The 15,342-nt window shown below is 62.1% G+C and carries 12 protein-coding genes; 4 read left to right on the forward strand and 8 right to left on the reverse strand.

Features of this window, described 5'->3' with window-relative positions; genetic code table 11:
* Positions 1-145 precede the first annotated feature (145 nt).
* Together AC0L18_RS00035 and AC0L18_RS00040 are read right to left on the reverse strand one after the other, a co-directional pair.
* Entirely contained in the window at positions 146-1,816 is a 1,671-nt protein-coding gene (locus AC0L18_RS00035; protein ID WP_473490116.1) for a peptide ABC transporter substrate-binding protein, read from the reverse strand.
* A gap of 38 nt (positions 1,817-1,854) precedes the next feature.
* Positions 1,855-3,519 carry an ABC transporter ATP-binding protein gene (locus tag AC0L18_RS00040; RefSeq protein ID WP_473490117.1) on the reverse strand — a complete coding sequence of 555 codons (1,665 nt, stop codon included), beginning with the start codon at positions 3,517-3,519 and terminating at the stop codon, positions 1,855-1,857.
* A gap of 689 nt (positions 3,520-4,208) precedes the next feature.
* Between AC0L18_RS00040 and AC0L18_RS00045 the strand changes: the two genes are divergently transcribed.
* From AC0L18_RS00045 to AC0L18_RS00055, 3 genes are all read left to right on the forward strand, one after another.
* The gene (locus AC0L18_RS00045; RefSeq protein ID WP_473490118.1) at positions 4,209-5,534 is read left to right on the forward strand and encodes an NAD(P)/FAD-dependent oxidoreductase; all 1,326 of its coding nucleotides are present in this window, start codon (positions 4,209-4,211) and stop codon (positions 5,532-5,534) included.
* A gap of 79 nt (positions 5,535-5,613) precedes the next feature.
* Complete coding sequence (locus tag AC0L18_RS00050; RefSeq protein WP_473490119.1) at positions 5,614-6,687, forward strand: tartrate dehydrogenase; 1,074 nt, start codon at positions 5,614-5,616, stop codon at positions 6,685-6,687.
* Between the two features lie 10 nt (positions 6,688-6,697).
* Positions 6,698-7,174 (forward strand): Lrp/AsnC family transcriptional regulator, encoded by a 477-nt coding sequence (locus tag AC0L18_RS00055; protein ID WP_027151795.1) that lies wholly within the window; start codon positions 6,698-6,700, stop codon positions 7,172-7,174.
* 40 nt (positions 7,175-7,214) lie between these two features.
* Here AC0L18_RS00055 and AC0L18_RS00060 read toward each other — a convergent pair whose 3' ends face one another.
* Positions 7,215-8,591 carry an aminotransferase class III-fold pyridoxal phosphate-dependent enzyme gene (locus AC0L18_RS00060; protein WP_473490120.1) on the reverse strand — a complete coding sequence of 459 codons (1,377 nt, stop codon included), beginning with the start codon at positions 8,589-8,591 and terminating at the stop codon, positions 7,215-7,217.
* Positions 8,592-8,621: 30 nt separating this feature from the next.
* Positions 8,622-9,464, reverse strand: a complete 843-nt coding sequence (locus tag AC0L18_RS00065) for a GNAT family N-acetyltransferase (RefSeq protein ID WP_473490428.1) — start codon at positions 9,462-9,464, stop codon at positions 8,622-8,624.
* Between the two features lie 320 nt (positions 9,465-9,784).
* Here AC0L18_RS00065 and AC0L18_RS00070 point away from each other — a divergent pair, with 320 nt between their 5' ends.
* The gene (locus AC0L18_RS00070) at positions 9,785-10,474 is read left to right on the forward strand and encodes a haloacid dehalogenase type II (protein ID WP_287174371.1); all 690 of its coding nucleotides are present in this window, start codon (positions 9,785-9,787) and stop codon (positions 10,472-10,474) included.
* Between the two features lie 856 nt (positions 10,475-11,330).
* On the opposite strand, the gene AC0L18_RS00075 is transcribed toward AC0L18_RS00070, so the two are convergent.
* From AC0L18_RS00075 to AC0L18_RS00090, 4 genes are all read right to left on the reverse strand, one after another.
* Positions 11,331-12,806, reverse strand: coding sequence for an NAD-dependent succinate-semialdehyde dehydrogenase (locus AC0L18_RS00075; protein ID WP_473490122.1), 1,476 nt, complete (start codon positions 12,804-12,806; stop codon positions 11,331-11,333).
* A gap of 18 nt (positions 12,807-12,824) precedes the next feature.
* Positions 12,825-13,868 carry a tartrate dehydrogenase gene (locus AC0L18_RS00080; protein ID WP_473490123.1) on the reverse strand — a complete coding sequence of 348 codons (1,044 nt, stop codon included), beginning with the start codon at positions 13,866-13,868 and terminating at the stop codon, positions 12,825-12,827.
* Positions 13,869-14,035: 167 nt separating this feature from the next.
* Positions 14,036-14,392, reverse strand: a complete 357-nt coding sequence (locus AC0L18_RS00085; RefSeq protein WP_023798459.1) for a cupin domain-containing protein — start codon at positions 14,390-14,392, stop codon at positions 14,036-14,038.
* Between the two features lie 13 nt (positions 14,393-14,405).
* Positions 14,406-15,329, reverse strand: a complete 924-nt coding sequence (locus AC0L18_RS00090; protein ID WP_473490124.1) for a 2-hydroxyacid dehydrogenase — start codon at positions 15,327-15,329, stop codon at positions 14,406-14,408.
* Positions 15,330-15,342 lie beyond the last annotated feature (13 nt).

The following is a 15,342-nucleotide window of genomic DNA, read 5'->3' on the forward strand; positions in this document are numbered from 1 at the left end:
CTCCCACCTCCCCACCATACTCCCCTCCCTTCGGCGGGGGGGTGCGCCCCGTGTCCTCCCCCCCCCCCCCCCCCCAAACCCAAACCCCCCCCCCCCCCCCCCGCCCCCCCCCCCCCGGCCGCGCCCCCCCCGCGGCGTATGGATGTCAGGCCTTCCAATGCCATCCGGCGGCATGCCAGGACGCGACGCGGGTGTTGGAATTTGCCTCGAAACCTTCCAGCCCTTGCTTGCGGCCGAACACGTTGGTTGAGGCAAACAGAGGCAGGAACGGCAGATCCTGACGGACGATTTCCTGCACACGCAGATAGATGGCGCGCCGCGCTTCCCGATCGAAGGTGCGGGCGCCCTTGTCGAGCAGCGCATCGACCTCCGGGTTGGAGTATTGGCCTGTGTTCGAGCCCTTTCCGCCCTTCGCGGCGATCGCCTTGCTGTGCAGGCGGTTGGAAACGTCGGGGTCGCCCGCGATGACATTGGTCACACCGGAGATGGCTGACTCGAACTGCGATTTGAGCCAGAAATCGCCCCACATGACAGCGGCGGGCAGGTTCGAGATGGTCATCTCCACCCCGATCTCGGCGAATGTCTGCTGCAGGAACTGCTGCGTCTGCTCCCGCAAATGGTTGCCGGAGGTGGTGGAGTTGGCGAACGACAGGCGCACCCCGTCCTTCGCCCGTATTCCATCGGCTCCGGGTACCCAGCCGGCCTCGTCGAGGATCTGGCCCGCGCGCTCGAGGTTGAATTCCTGTGCCGGCAGGTTCGGATTGTAGTAGTAGGAACTCTGCGGCATGAACGTCTCGGTCGGTTTGTGGATGCCGTAATAAAGTGCTTCGAGGATCGCTTTCCTGTCGATTGCGGCGTAGAGCGCCTGGCGGACCGCCGGGTCCTTGAATTGCGGCTTCTCAAGATTGAGATAGATGGACTCGACCGATGCCCCAGGCTCCAGCTTGACCGTACGATCCGATAGTGTGCTGGCTTCCGCGTAGTGGTCGGCGGTTATATATGCCTGGTCGACGAGGTCGATGTCGCCGCTCTTGAACTGGGTGTAGAGCACCGTCATGTCGGGGATGTATTTGAAGACGAGCTGCTCCAAATAGGGGCCCTCCCCGGCATAATCCGCGTTCGCGACGAGTTCGATATGATCGCCGGCAACGCGCTGCGCCCACTTGAATGCGCCAGTGCCGACAGGCGCCTGATTGAAGGCGGCGGCGTTGGGGTCGGCCTCCTTTTCGAGGATGTGCTTGGGAACCATGAAGGTTTCGGCGAGAAACGACAAATAGGGGGCGAAAGCCTGCTCCATCCGCCAGGTCAGCTCGGTCGGCGAGACCACCTTGATATCGCGCACCAGCGAATGGCCGGCCGTGCGCCACGCCCGGAATTTCGGATTGGTGATGAGCTCAAGAGTGAATTTCACATCCTCGGCCGTGAACGGCTTGCCGTCGTGCCAGCGGACATCGTCACGCAGGCGGATGTGCCACTTAAGACCGTCCTCTGAAATGCCGCCGTTTTTCTGGCTTGGCAGTTCGACCGCAAGATTGGGCTGAAGAATGCCTTTGGGATCCATGCGGAAGAGCGCATCGAAAAGCGAGAAATGCACAGCGTCGTCGACCTCGATATGCGGCATCAACGGATTGAATACGGTGGGCTCCTGCGAGAGACCGACGACGACGCGGCCGGTTGGGTTCGCTGGCGGGTTCTGGGCGAAGGCGGGTTTGCCCAACAGATTGGGCGCAATGAGGCCAGCCGCCCCGCCTATCGCCATCAATCGTAGTGCATCGCGTCGCGAGTAGTTTGATTTGGTGTTTGAGCGTTCAGTCATTGGAATTCCCCTTGTTCTGGCGGTATCCGCCGTGGCTCTTACCCATTTGCTGCAACCGGACGGGTAGATCCCGGCTGCTCTCCAGGAATCGCCGCCACCAGCTCACGTGTGTAGGCTGATTGCGAGTCGAGGAAGATTTGCGAGGGAGGACCGCGTTCCACGATCCGCCCCTTCTGCATCACCGCGATTTCGTCGCAGATCTGGCTGGCGACGCGCAGGTCGTGGGTGATGAAGATCATCGACACGCCGGTCTCCCGCTGGATCTGGTCGAGCAGCTGCAGGATCTGGGCCTGGATCGACACGTCCAGCGCCGACACCGCCTCATCGGCGATCAGCAGCTTCGGCTTGAACATCAGTGCCCGAGCGATGCCGATGCGCTGGCGCTGCCCACCGGAAAATTCATGCGGAAAGCGATCAAAGGCGCCGGCATCGAGGCCGACATGGGCCAGGAGCGCTTTCGCCTCTTCACGCGCCTGGGCATAGGGCGTGCCGTGCGCGACTGGGCCAACGGTCAGGATGTGGCCGATCGTCGAGCGCGGGTTGAGCGAGGCGAACGGATCCTGGAAGATCATCTGGACCCGCGGCCGCAGCGGGCGGAATTCGGCTTCGGAAAGCTTGGCGATGTCGCGGCCCTCGAACAGAATCCCGCCGCCGTCGCTGTCCAGCAGCTTGATCAAAAGCCGACCAAGCGACGATTTGCCGGAACCGCTTTCGCCGACAACGCCCAGCGTGCGCCCGGGCGCCAGATCGAACGAGACCTCGTTGACCGCGGGCACGACGCGCTGTGCGCTGAACAGGGAACTGCCGCTGCGGTAGGTCTTCATCAGGCCTTCGACCTTCAGGATCGGCGCTTTGTCGGCCGTTTCCAGAGGAACGCGGTCCTCACCGGTCAGGTGTGGGACGGCTGCGATAAGACGCCGTGTGTAGGGATGGCCAGGCGACTTCAGGACCTGTTGAGCACTACCCTGCTCGACGATGTGGCCCTTCTCCATCACCACGACGCTGTCTGCGATCTCGGCCACCACGCCGAAGTCGTGAGTGATGAACATGACGCTCATTCCCTTGCGGCGCTGAATGTCGCGGATCAGCTCCAGAATCTGCGCCTGTGTGGTCACGTCGAGCGCGGTCGTCGGTTCATCCGCGATCAGGATCGTCGGCTCGAGCGCCAGCGCCATGGCGATCATCACCCGCTGCCGCTGCCCGCCGGAGAGGCGGAACGGATACTGGTGGTACATGAGTTCCGGGTCCGGCAGTCCCACCTCGGTCAGCAGCCCGACAGCGCGGCCGCGACGCGATTTCGGAGTGCCGACGCCGTGCGCCGCCATGACCTCGTCGATCTGCGCGCCCACCGTCATCAACGGATTGAGCGCCGACAGCGGGTCCTGGAAGATCATCGACACCACCCGGCCGCGCAGGCTGCGCAGCTTGTCTTGCGGCATGCCTACGATGTTCATCCCATCGAGGTGGATGGCGCCCGAGGAGACGCGGATCACATTGGGCAGTAGCCCCATGATGGCGTTCGCGGTGACCGACTTGCCGGATCCGGACTCGCCAATGACGCACAGGATCTGGCCGCGTTTCAGATCAAAGGAGATGTTCTCGACGGCATAAGTCCGTTCCATGCCCTTCGGCAGATTCACCGTGAGGTCGCGCACCGAAAGCGCCACATCGTGGGGGGCTACAGGCTGGATCGTTGCGACCATTGCGATCATCTCCCGTTTGAACCGAGCGGGTCCACGCTGTTGCGGACCGCATCATCGCGCTTTGAGCAGAAGCGCCTCACCATAGCGTCCGTCGTCTGGCCGTCTCGGCGCTTCGAGCGCTGAGGCTGTGAGAGACGGATTCTGCTCATCCTGGCGGCTCCCTTGATGAAATTCGGTCCGTGAACCGGACACTGTTCCCTTTTGTTGGAGAACTCTCCGAAGGCGTAAGCCCTGCCTATCGGAAGTCCTCTGGAGCTTACCCGTTATAAGGAAGGGTTGCTCCGTTCTTTCAGCCAGTTTGACTGTTCTGTCTCCGCATAGTCGTCGAAATTAGGCCCTCGGGCGGCAGGAACTTCTGAAAAGAACGTCAGGTTCGGCATTTCACTCTGCTCCCGTTCCGGCGCAGAAACCGGGATCAGACAACCAGGTCCTTCGTCCGCTAATTTGTGCGCGAAAGGCCTTGCGTCACTGCGCGCCGCGTCCCGAAAAGCCCATGCCGCAGATCACGCGACTGGATGAAGTGTACTCCTGCTTGCCCCGGCGGGTTGGGCGCCGGCAAAACTTTTTTCGGCAACAATTGCCTGTTCCATGGGCTGCAAACCGCAGGAAATTCCGTCCAGGCATGAACTCCGCAGCCTGCCTCTGCGGGCCGCCGGTTAACATCCATTAAAATAACCGGAGTCCCATCCATGCCCGCACCGCTGATTCACATCGAGTCCAGCCCATCCCTGCCTCGCGAGGCGGATGTCGTCGTCATCGGCGGCGGCGTGGTAGGCGTATTCACGGCCTATTATCTGGCGCGACGGGGCGTCAGCGTTGCCCTGCTGGAGAAGGGGCGCGTTGCCGCCGAACAGTCCAGCCGCAACTGGGGCTGGTGCCGGCAGCAGAACCGTGACGCACGCGAGTTGCCGATGGCAACCAGGAGCCTCGATCTCTGGGAGAAAGTGGCGCAGGAGACCGGCGAGGACACCGGCTTCCGCCGCTGCGGCCTGCTCTATCTCTCGCAGGACGAAAACGAGTTGGCAGGCTGGGCAAAGTGGCGCGATTTCGCAAGGACGGTTGGCGTCACGACGCATGTGCTGAGCGCGCAAGAAGCCACCGAACGGGGCAAGGCGACCGGCCGCAAATGGAAAGGCGGCGTGTTCTCGCCAACTGACGGAACGGCGGATCCTTCAAAGGCGGTGCCCGTCGCCGCGCGCGGCATCATGGCGGCCGGCGGCACCGTACATCAGAATTGCGCGGCGCGCGGGCTGGAGCTGAGCGCCGGCCGGGTCAGCGGCGTCGTTACAGAAGCCGGGACCATCCGGACAACCACCGTGGTCATGGCCGGAGGCGCGTGGGCTTCCTCCTTCTGCAACCAGCTTGGTATTCGTTTCCCGCAAGCTGCCGTGCGTCAGTCCATTCTATCCGTAGCGCCGGGCGCAAATGGCCTGCCGGATGCCCTGCATACCGCGCGCGTCTCGCTGACGCGGCGCAGCAACGGTGGATACGCGCTGGCGATCAGCGGGCGGGCGCGAGTCGATCCAACGCCGCAGCAGCTCAGGTTCAGCCGCGAGTTCGTGCCCATGTTCGCCCGCCGCTGGCGCAGTCTGGCCCCGGGAGCGTTCGAGGGCTGGCGTCAAGGTCATGAAAGCCTGGGGAAATGGGTACTTGACGACGTGACTCCAATGGAACGGAATCGGATTCTCGACCCCAAACCTGACATGAGGCAGATTCGCCTGACCTATCAAAGAGCCTGCGAATTGCTGCCCGAGTTCCAGCGCGTCGCGATTTCTCATGCTTGGGCGGGCTATGTCGACAGCACGCCCGATGGCGTCCCGGCAATTGGTGAAGTGGAGGGGATTCCGGGCTTTCTTCTCGCCGCGGGATTTAGCGGCCACGGCTTCGGGATCGGCCCCGGCGCTGGGCATATGATCGCCGATATCATCACCGGCAGCGAGCCGATCGTCGATCCGCGTCCCTATCGGCCGGAGCGTCTGAAGACAGCTGCGTGGGGCAAAGTCGCTGAATTCTGAGAAGACCGTTTGCCAAGCTACATCAGGTCGCACACGAGATCGAGGCTGCCAGGCGGCCAGCACTGAAGGGAAAGTGACGATGCGCGAATATGAGATTGCCGCCATTCCTGCCGACGGCATCGGCCCAGAGGTCATTGCCGCCGGTCTCCAGGCGCTTGAGGCGCTGCAGCGGCGCTGCGGCGACTTCAAGCTGCGCATCCAGCACTTCGACTGGGGCTCAGACTACTACAAGGCGCATGGTCGGATGATGCCCGAAGATGGGGTGGCGCAACTGAAGCGCTTCGACGCTATCTTCTTTGGCGCGGTAGGCGCTCCCGATGTGCCCGACGACATCACGCTCTGGGGCCTCCGGCTGCCGATCTGCCAAGGCTTTGATCAATACGCGAACGTGCGGCCGACCAGGATATTGCCCGGCATTGTTTCGCCGCTGGCGGGCGTTGGCCCTGGCGATCTGGATTGGGTGATCGTGCGGGAGAATTCCGAGGGCGAGTATTCGGGCCACGGCGGCCGAGCCCATCGCGGCCTCCCCGAGGAGGTCGGAACCGAGGTCGCGATCTTCACGCGCGTCGGCGTCACCCGCATCATGCGCTATGCATTCCGGCTGGCGCAATCACGGCCGCGAAAGCTCCTGACAGTTGTTACAAAATCCAACGCGCAGCGTCACGGCATGGTAATGTGGGACGAAATCGCAGCCGAGGTGGCGCCGGAATTCCCGGACGTCGCCTGGGACAAGATGCTGGTCGATGCTATGACAGTGCGTATGACGTTGAAACCCCGGAGCCTTGATACGATCGTCGCCACCAATCTTCACGCCGACATATTGTCGGACCTTGCGGGCGCGCTCGCGGGCAGTCTCGGCGTTGCACCGACCGCCAACATTGATCCCGAGCGGCGCTATCCCTCGATGTTCGAGCCAATTCACGGCTCGGCATTCGACATCGCCGGCAAGGGTATTGCCAACCCGGTCGCCACCTTCTGGACCGCTGCCCAGATGCTCGAACATCTGGGCGAGAGCGCAGCGGCCGCCCGGTTGATGAACGCTGTGGAATCGGTGACGAGTGAGGGCGTGCTGACGCCGGACGTCGGAGGGACAGCGACCACGCAGGCGGTGACGGACGCCGTCTGCCGGACGATCCGCGGTTCCAACGTTTGACAGGTTTCCAATGAAGCTCGACAAGATCGACATCAAGATCTTATCCCAACTGCAGAAGAACGGGCGGGTCACGAATGTCGAGCTCGCCGACCTGGTGAACCTTTCACCGAGCCCTTGCCTGATGCGCGTCAAGAAGCTTCAGGCGGAAGGCTTCATCACCGGCTATTCCGCCCAGATCGATGTGTCCAAGCTCGGGCAGACTCTGACGATCTTCACCGAAGTCACGCTCAAGCACCACCAGCAGAACGACTTCGCGAGATTTCTCACCGCAATCCAGAAGGTCGATTCTGTTATCGAATGCCATTTGGTTTCAGGCGGTTACGACTATCTTGTGAAGTTTGTCACAGCGGGCATCAGCGAGTACCAGACGATCATGGAGCGCATGATCGAACTGGATATCGGAATCGACAAATATTTCAGCTTCGTCGTGCTGAAGTCACCGATCGTCAAATCCCATTTGCCTCTCGACGCCATATTCGACAGATGAGAAAGAGGCTGCCGCGCGCATGCGGCGGCAGCCTGGACGATCATCCCTTCATCGCCGACCGCACGTCCCGGTCCTCGAGGGTTTGATCCAGGGTCATCCGGGTGCGTTCGAGGATTCCATCAATATCGTCATCGGTGCAGCAGAGCGGCGGCGCAAAGCCGAGAATGCCGCTGTTGAAGGCGCGGATGACAAGGCCGTTCGCCCACGCGCGCTCGAAGATGCGGCGCCCCGGATCGGCCGCCGCCGGCAGCGGCGTCTTGCGCTCCTTGTCGGTGACCAACTCGATTGCTGCCAGCATGCCGCGGCCGCGAATGTCGCCAACCAGCGGGTGGTCGGCGAGCGAGCGAAGGCCTTCCATCAGGCGCTTGCCGGCCTTGCGCCCGTTCTCGAGCAAGCTGTCTTCGTAGAGACGCAGACATTCGAGCCCGACCGCCGCGCTCACGGGATGGGCCGAATAAGTATAGCCATGGCCGACAGGCGCTTTGCCGGCTCCGTCTGCGATAGTATTGTACACATGGTCCGAGATGAAGACGGCGCCCATCGGCACGTAGCCCGAGGTCAGTCCCTTCGCCGTGGTCATGAGATCAGGCACGACCTCGTCTTCCTCACAGGCGAAGAGAGGGCCGGTACGGCCAAAGGCAGTGATGACTTCGTCGACAACGAACAGGATGTCATGTTCCTTGCACACGGCGTGCAGAGCCTTCAGCCAACCTGTCGGTGGAACGAGGACACCGCCCGAACCCTGAATGGGTTCGGCGTAGAAGGCCGCAACGCGGCCCGCGCCAAGTTCCGCGATTTTGGCCCGCAGGGCCGCGACCGATGCATCGATGACCGCCTGCGGGTTGGAACCGACCGGATTGCGATAGGCGTAGTGCGAAGGAATTTTGTGCTGCCAGTCGTATGGCACGCCGAAACCCGCATGGAAAGCCGGAATCGCGGTCAGGCCGGACCCTGCCGTCGAGGAGCCATGGTAGCCATGGTCGACCGAGATGAACTGGTCCTTCTGTGGCGTGCCCTTGGCATGGTAGTAATAGCGAACGAAGCGGATCGTGCTGTCGATTGCGTCGGAGCCGCCAAGCGTGAAATAGACATGGTTCAGATCGCCGGGCGCCAGTTCGGCAAGCCTGGCAGCAAGGCGAATGGCAGGCTCGGATCCCAGCCCGAAATATCCCGTGGCATAGGGAAGCTCTCTCAGCTGCTTTGCGGCTGCTTCAACGATACTTTCCTGGCCGTAGCCGATGTTCACACACCATAGACCGGCGAATCCGTCGAGCAGGGTTTTCCCGCTCGCATCGGTCACCGTTGCGCCCTTGGCGGATTTGAGCACCCGCACGCCCGTCTCCTCGTGGCTCCGATAGCATGAAAACGGGTGAACCAGATGTGCGCGATCGAGTTCGATCAGTGAGTTTGCCAGCATTTCTTCCTCCGATTCAGCATAGTGCCTGATTTAACCGAGTGCCTGACTGACCAACGCATATGTGCGATGATGCGCCGGCTTGCTTTCCCTGTGCGTGGCCATGGAGCGTCGCATCGTGATCCCCCCGCCGACGTGCGCGAGCCCGCGCCAGGTGAGCCATTCAGCAAGATCCGTTGAGACGTCGGTATCGACACGCACGAACTTGCCCTGATGATGGGCGAGCAGAAAGTCGATCAGGGCCTTGGCCTCGGTACCGTTCCTCGCCACCACCGGGCCAATGACCAGCCCCCGGCCGAATGGCCGGATGGCGGAAAAGGCCTGGGCAACGCCTTCATCGCGAATGACAGCGAGCTTCGCGCGCTCGAAAACCCGTTTCATCAGCGCCGATCGGTCATGGCCAAATGCCTCGCGATCCAGCACCTCAAGGCGGGCAAGATCGCCGCTCTCTGCCCAGGATACACGGGCCGGCGCCGAAACTGCCAACGCCTCGCCCTGATGCTGCACGATCTCGCCAGTCGTGACGAAGCCCAGCTTCTCATAGAGCGGCAGGCCTTCCCGTGTCGCCGTCAGGCAACAGGTGCGCTCACCCGCCTTGGCCAGCGCCTCTTCCATCATCTTTCGGCCGAGTCCGCGGCCGCGCATCGCCGCATCGACGATCACCATGTTGATGGCGGCGGCATTGTCGCCGTAGGGGGTCATCATGATCGTCGCCACCACGCGTTCTTCTTCCAGGGCGACGATCCCCCGGCTGACCGATTGGGCCAGTTCCCAATCCTCGCGGCGATGCGGCCAATTGACTTGGCGAGACAACTCGACAGCACCTTCCAGGTGCCCCGGTGTCATCTCTTCAAGAATGATCTGTCGTGTGGTCATGATGAATTTCCAGCCTTCGTCTTCAGTGCTGACGGTAGACCACCAAAGACAGCAGTTCCTCCCGACCGGCAGCCAGGCGCGACGCGTTTTCACTATCCTTCGCCGCTCGTGCCGCATCTTCTGCCGAAGCATGGCCGACACGCCGCGCTGCTCCCAAAGCTCGAAAGGACAGCTGGCGCAACTCTCTGCCAAACCGGCGATGCAATACGAAACGATCTGCTTCAGGTCGCGGCGAATGCGGCCGTTAGTCTTCCAGATCTCCGCCTATGGTGATTGTGGTACAGGCACGCTGTGCCGAGAAAACCAGGAGGATGGTCGCCATGTCGACGTTCAGACCGAAATACATCACCTTCGATTGCTACGGCACGCTCACCAATTTCGATATGGCCGGTGCCGCGCGGCGCGTCTACGGCGAGCGCCTCTCCCCAGAGGCAATGGCCAGCTTCGTGGAGGCTTTTAGAGGCTATCGCCTTGACGAGGTGCTGGGGCCATGGAAACCCTTCCTCGAGGTGGTGCAGAATTCCATCGAACGCAGCTGCAAGCGCATCGGTATCCAGTTCAAACCCGAAGACGCCCAACGCATCTATGACGAAGTGCCGACCTGGGGTCCGCACCCCGACGTCCCGGCTGGCCTGTCCAGAGTGGCCAAGGAAATCCCACTGGTGATCCTGTCCAACTCCATGAACAGCCTGATCATGTCGAATGTGGAAAAGCTCGGCGCGCCCTTTCACACCGTCATCACCGCCGAAGAGGTTGGCGCCTATAAGCCGCTGATGAAGGGCTTTGAATACATGCTCGACAAGCTCGGCTGCGGCCCGGAGGACATCACTCATGTCTCGTCCTCCTTCCGCTACGATTTGATGACCGCCTACGATCTCGGCATCAAGAGCAAGGTCTGGGTGAACCGCGGCCACGAGCCCGCGAACCCCTTCTACGAATATACCGAGATCAAGGATATCGGCGGGCTGGCCGCCGCGGTCGGCCTGGAGCCCGTTCGGGAAGTTGCTTGAGGCCGGCGGGCCTCTGGCCATCGCGGCATTCGACGTATCGAAATGAGAAAGGGGCGGTTCGACCGCCCCTTTCTCATTGCTGATGCATTTCGCACAAAAGCATGCCCTCGGGCCTGGGATTGACCGAACCACCCCTCGCCCGTCGTCCCAGGGCAGAGCAAGGAGCGAGCGGCGCCGCGTAGACCCTGGCATCCATACAGCGGTGGACCTTCGCTGCCTGACGGTCGGGCAGCCAAATCTCCAACGCTGGCGATTGGCATAAGCCACCCCACCTTCGTCATCCTAGGGCGAAGCAAGGAGCGAAGCGACGCGGCGCAGACCCTAGGATCCATGCCGTTACGCCACCCGAAGCATGCAACGGCTCAGAACGCGCTTGCATGCGCAACGGTGCTCGTTACCCTTCTGCCGGCTATGCCACCAGAAGCGCGGCACGATCTACATCGGCGTCACCAACGACCTCGGACGCCGCATGCCGGAGCACAAATCCGGCACGGCTCGCGCTTCACCAGCCGCTACGGTTCCGGTCCGCAGGAGCACTGCCGCCAGGCAACGGCATGGATCCCAGGGTCTGCGCCGCGTCGCTTCGCTCCTTGCTCCGCCCTGGGATGACGAAGTGGAGGGATGCTTCGGCTAATCCCGGAGGTTTGCGATTGCCACTGAAAATCGGCCGCTGAAAAGGGGACTGTGTTCCAATGCATGTCGCGCTAAGGGATGCCCTCAGGCCTGACCCTGGGCCTGACCGAGGGTGTGCAGCGGTTTTGCGATAGCGACAGCATAAACAACAACCTAAAGCGCGCCGCATGAGGCCGGTCAAACGCGACGCACTTTAGTTCGCAGTTGCGACTTCGAAAGGCCTCTAATTAAGCCCGCCAACATGAAGCGTCTTGACCTCGAGATATTCGTCGATGCCGAGCTGCGATCCTTCCCGCCCCACGCCTGACTGCTTGACACCGCCGAAAGGCGCAACCTCGGTCGAGATCAGGCCGGTATTGAGCCCGACCATGCCGAACTCCAGCGCCTCGGCGACACGCCATGACCGTTTGAGGTCGTCGGTGTAGAAGTAGGCGGCAAGGCCGAACGGCGTAGCGTTCGCGATCGTGATGGCGTCTTCCTCCGTCTCGAAGCGAAAAAGCGGCGCCACCGGTCCGAAGGTTTCTTCCGATGCCAGCAGCATGTCGGTCGTAGCCTCCCCCAGAACAACGGGCCGTGCATATTGCCTGCCGTAGGGCACTGCCTCGCTTTGGGCGAGGATCTGCGCGCCTTTCGTCTTCGCATCCGCGATGTGACGCTCGATCTTGTCGATCGCGGCCGCGTTGATCATCGGGCCGATCTCAGTGCCCTCGTCGGTCCCCGCGCCAACCTTCATCCGCGTCACGCGCTGGCTCAGCTTTTCGGCGAAAGCGTCGTAAACGCCTTCCTGCACGAGAATCCGGTTCGCGCAAACGCAGGTTTGGCCGCCATTGCGGAACTTGGATACGATCACCCCTTCAACTGCGTTATCCAGATCGGCGTCGTCAAAGACGATAAAGGGCGCGTTGCCGCCAAGCTCCAGGCTCAGCCGCTTGATGCTATCGGCCGCGCCACGCATGAGCAGCGCACCGACGCGGGTCGAACCGGTGAACGAGATCTTGCGCACCGTTTCGTTGGCCATCAGCTCTTTGCCGATCTCTCCCGGCATGCCGGTCACGATGTTGATAACGCCTGCCGGGATGCCCGCCCGCTCCGCCAGGACGCCGAGCGCCAGCGCCGAGAATGGCGTAAATTCCGACGGCTTGATGACAACCGTGCAGCCGGCGGCCAGCGCCGGTGCTACTTTGCGCGTGATCATCGCGTTGGGGAAATTCCACGGCGTGATGATGGCACAGACGCCGACTGCTTCCTTGAGAACCAGAATGCGTCGATCGGCGGTGGGTGACGGAATGGTCGAGCCACCGATGCGGCGCGCCTCTTCCGCAAACCATTTCACGAAAGATGCGCCGTAGCGGATTTCCGCCGACGCCTCGGCAAGCGGCTTACCCTGTTCGAGCGTCAGCAGAAGCGCCAAGTCCTGTTCGTGCTGGCGAATGAGGTCGTGCCATCGCTCCAGCAATCTCGCACGCTCGGCATGGGTCGTCTTCTTCCAGCTTTTGAATGCCTCGGCCGCAGCACCGATCGCGGCCCGGGTGTCGTCGCCGCCCATATCGGGAACGCTGCCAAGAACGGCCAGGGTGGCAGGGTTGGTGACCTCGACGGCGGCCTTTGTATCCGCTTCCCGCCACACACCGCCAATCAACGCCTGCTGGCGGAACAGGTCCGCATCGTCAAACGTGCCAATCTTCGTTATCGCATTCATGGTCTTTCCTCTGCCCTTTCAGCTCAACGCCGCAAGCACGGCTTGCGTGATTGTTTCAGTCCGGTCCTTGCCTGCGATCGTGCCTATGCCCTGCGCGGTTACGGATTCGATCGCCGACATCACTTCTGCCGCAGCATGCCCCTCGCCCAGATGCTCGAGCATCATCGCACCCGACCAGATCGCGGCGATCGGATTGGCGACGCCGAGATGCGCGATGTCGGGTGCCGAGCCATGGACCGGCTCGAACATCGAAGGCGCGCTGCGATCGGGATTGATGTTGGCAGAGGCGGCGTAACCCAGCCCGCCCTGAATGGCCGCTCCAATATCGGTGAGGATGTCGCCAAACAGGTTCGAGGCGACGATCACGTCGAGGCTTTCAGGCGCCAGCACCATGCGGGCAGCCATGGCGTCGATGTGGTAGTGCGAGACGTCGACATCGGCATAGTCCTTCGCCACCTCGCGCGTGACCTCATCCCAGAACACCATCGAATGTTTCTGTGCGTTGGATTTGGTGACGGATGCGAGCTTCTTGCGGCGCGCCCGCGCCTGTTCGAAACCGAAACGCATGATCCGTTCGACACCTGCACGCGTGAAGATTGACGTCTCGATCGCCACCTCATTGGCCGTGCCGGAATGAACGCGCCCGCCGGCGCCGGAATATTCGCCCTCCGTATTCTCGCGGATGCACAGGATGTCGAAACCATCGGCGCGGAGGGGACCCTGAACGCCCGGCAGCAGCCTGTGCGGCCGTATGTTGGCGTACTGCGTGAACCCTTTCCGGATCGGCAGCAGGAGTCCGTGAAGCGATACTGAGTCGGGCACTTCCGCCGGCCAGCCGACAGCGCCGAGATAGATCGCGTCGAATTTTCGAAGGGTCTCGATGCCGTCTGGCGGCATCATTGCGCCGGTTTCCAGGTAGTAGGCGCACGACCATGGGAAGCGTGTGCCATCAAGGGCGAAACCGCCCCGTTTGGCCGCGGCCTGCATCACCTGCCATGCCGCTCCGGTCACGTCCTTGCCGATGCCGTCGCCGGGGATGAGCGCTATGTCATAGGTCTTCATCGATCGAGGTCCTCATTCGCACTAGCGGAACCATAGCGGACCGCGCGCCGCATTTTTCGTCGAGAATGAGCGGCCCGACAGCGTCGAATCGCGTCGGGCCGAACTTGGATAGCCGATTGTTCTGGAACCGCCGCGCGCTCTACTCGGCCGTACCTTGAGCACTGAACTCAGTCGTAAACGCAGACGTAGATCTTGCGCACGGTTTCGATGGTGCGCCAGACACCCACGAAACCGGGCTTCATCACGAAACTGTCGCCGGCGCGGTAAGTCTTGGTCTCGCCACCCTTCTCCTCGATTTCGATGAGGCCCGAAAGGATATGGCAGAACTCGTAGGTGGTGCCCTTGATCGAATGCGTCTCGCCGGGGGTGGCTTCCCAGACGCCGGTCAGAACCTTCTCACCTTTCGAGGCATCCTGCGCCCAGCTCTTGAAGGATGGAGTGCCGGAAATGAGCCGCTCAGGCAGCGGCAATGCCTCCTTCGGCGTGAAGGCGGGATTTGTGTCAATCGTGGTCAGCAGTGACATGTGGGTCTCCTGGTTAGTAGCCGAGTGTCCGATCGATGAGGCCGATCAGTTGTTCGCCGGCGCGGTGGCGCCGGACGTTGTCGACGGCGGCTTGCGCCGCCGTATGTGGTTGTGTCACCGAAGCAATGTGCGGCGTTATCATCACCTTCGGATGCGACCACAGCGGATGGTTTTCCGGGAGCGGTTCCGGATCAGTGACATCAAGCATCGCCGCAGCTACGTGACCGGTATCGAGCGCGTCGATCAGCGCGGCCTGGTCGAGTTGCGGACCCCTGCCGACATGCAGCAGCCGCGCCCCGGCTGGTAGCAAGGAGAAGAGTTTTGCATCGAGAATGCCGCTGGTTTCCGGCGTCAGCGGCAGCAGGCAGACGAGAATGTCCGTCTGCTTCAGAAAGCGGGGCAACTGATCGGCGCCGTGAAAACAGGTGACTCCCTCAATCCGCTTTTCGCTGCGGCTCCACCCGGCAAGCGGAAACTGGAATGGCTTCAGGCGTTCGATTGCCGCCTGCGCCAGCATGCCAAGACCAAGAAAGCCGACCCGGCGCTCAGCCGCCTGTCGAGCGGCAATCGGTTGCCAGAGGCACCTCTTCTGCTGCTCGAGATAGGCGGGCATCTCCCGGTGGAGCGCCAACACGCCAAGCGCGACGTATTCCTGCATCATGCGGATGATGCCGTCCTCGACCATGCGCACCAGCTTCACATGGCTCGGCACGACGTCCTGCTTGAACTGGTCGACGCCGGCTCCGATCGAAAACAGCACTTCCAGGTTGCGGTAGCAGGAGATGTCGTCCGGCACCGTCCAGGTGATGAGATAGCGCACCTTCTCCGGCTCCAACTCATCGCCGGAATGGAAGAATTCCAGATCCGGGAGTTCGCGCGCAAAAATCTCGCGGAACACCGCAGCACGCGCCGCATCGGAGTTGAAAAGAAATGCCATGGAACCCGCCCTT

This window comes from Mesorhizobium sp. WSM4819 (assembly GCF_055811215.1).

Excerpts from the sequence above, each read along its gene's own strand:
- AC0L18_RS00065 (WP_473490428.1), bottom strand. The coding sequence starts at position 9,464 with ATGACCACACGACAGATCATTCTTGAAGAGATGACACCGGGGCACCTG.
- AC0L18_RS00050 (WP_473490119.1), top strand. The coding sequence starts at position 5,614 with ATGCGCGAATATGAGATTGCCGCCATTCCTGCCGACGGCATCGGCCCA.
- AC0L18_RS00035 (WP_473490116.1), bottom strand. The coding sequence starts at position 1,816 with ATGACTGAACGCTCAAACACCAAATCAAACTACTCGCGACGCGATGCA.
- AC0L18_RS00060 (WP_473490120.1), bottom strand. The coding sequence starts at position 8,591 with ATGCTGGCAAACTCACTGATCGAACTCGATCGCGCACATCTGGTTCAC.
- AC0L18_RS00045 (WP_473490118.1), top strand. The coding sequence starts at position 4,209 with ATGCCCGCACCGCTGATTCACATCGAGTCCAGCCCATCCCTGCCTCGC.
- AC0L18_RS00040 (WP_473490117.1), bottom strand. The coding sequence starts at position 3,519 with ATGGTCGCAACGATCCAGCCTGTAGCCCCCCACGATGTGGCGCTTTCG.
- AC0L18_RS00055 (WP_027151795.1), top strand. The coding sequence starts at position 6,698 with ATGAAGCTCGACAAGATCGACATCAAGATCTTATCCCAACTGCAGAAG.
- AC0L18_RS00090 (WP_473490124.1), bottom strand. The coding sequence starts at position 15,329 with ATGGCATTTCTTTTCAACTCCGATGCGGCGCGTGCTGCGGTGTTCCGC.
- AC0L18_RS00080 (WP_473490123.1), bottom strand. The coding sequence starts at position 13,868 with ATGAAGACCTATGACATAGCGCTCATCCCCGGCGACGGCATCGGCAAG.
- AC0L18_RS00085 (WP_023798459.1), bottom strand. The coding sequence starts at position 14,392 with ATGTCACTGCTGACCACGATTGACACAAATCCCGCCTTCACGCCGAAG.
- AC0L18_RS00070 (WP_287174371.1), top strand. The coding sequence starts at position 9,785 with ATGTCGACGTTCAGACCGAAATACATCACCTTCGATTGCTACGGCACG.
- AC0L18_RS00075 (WP_473490122.1), bottom strand. The coding sequence starts at position 12,806 with ATGAATGCGATAACGAAGATTGGCACGTTTGACGATGCGGACCTGTTC.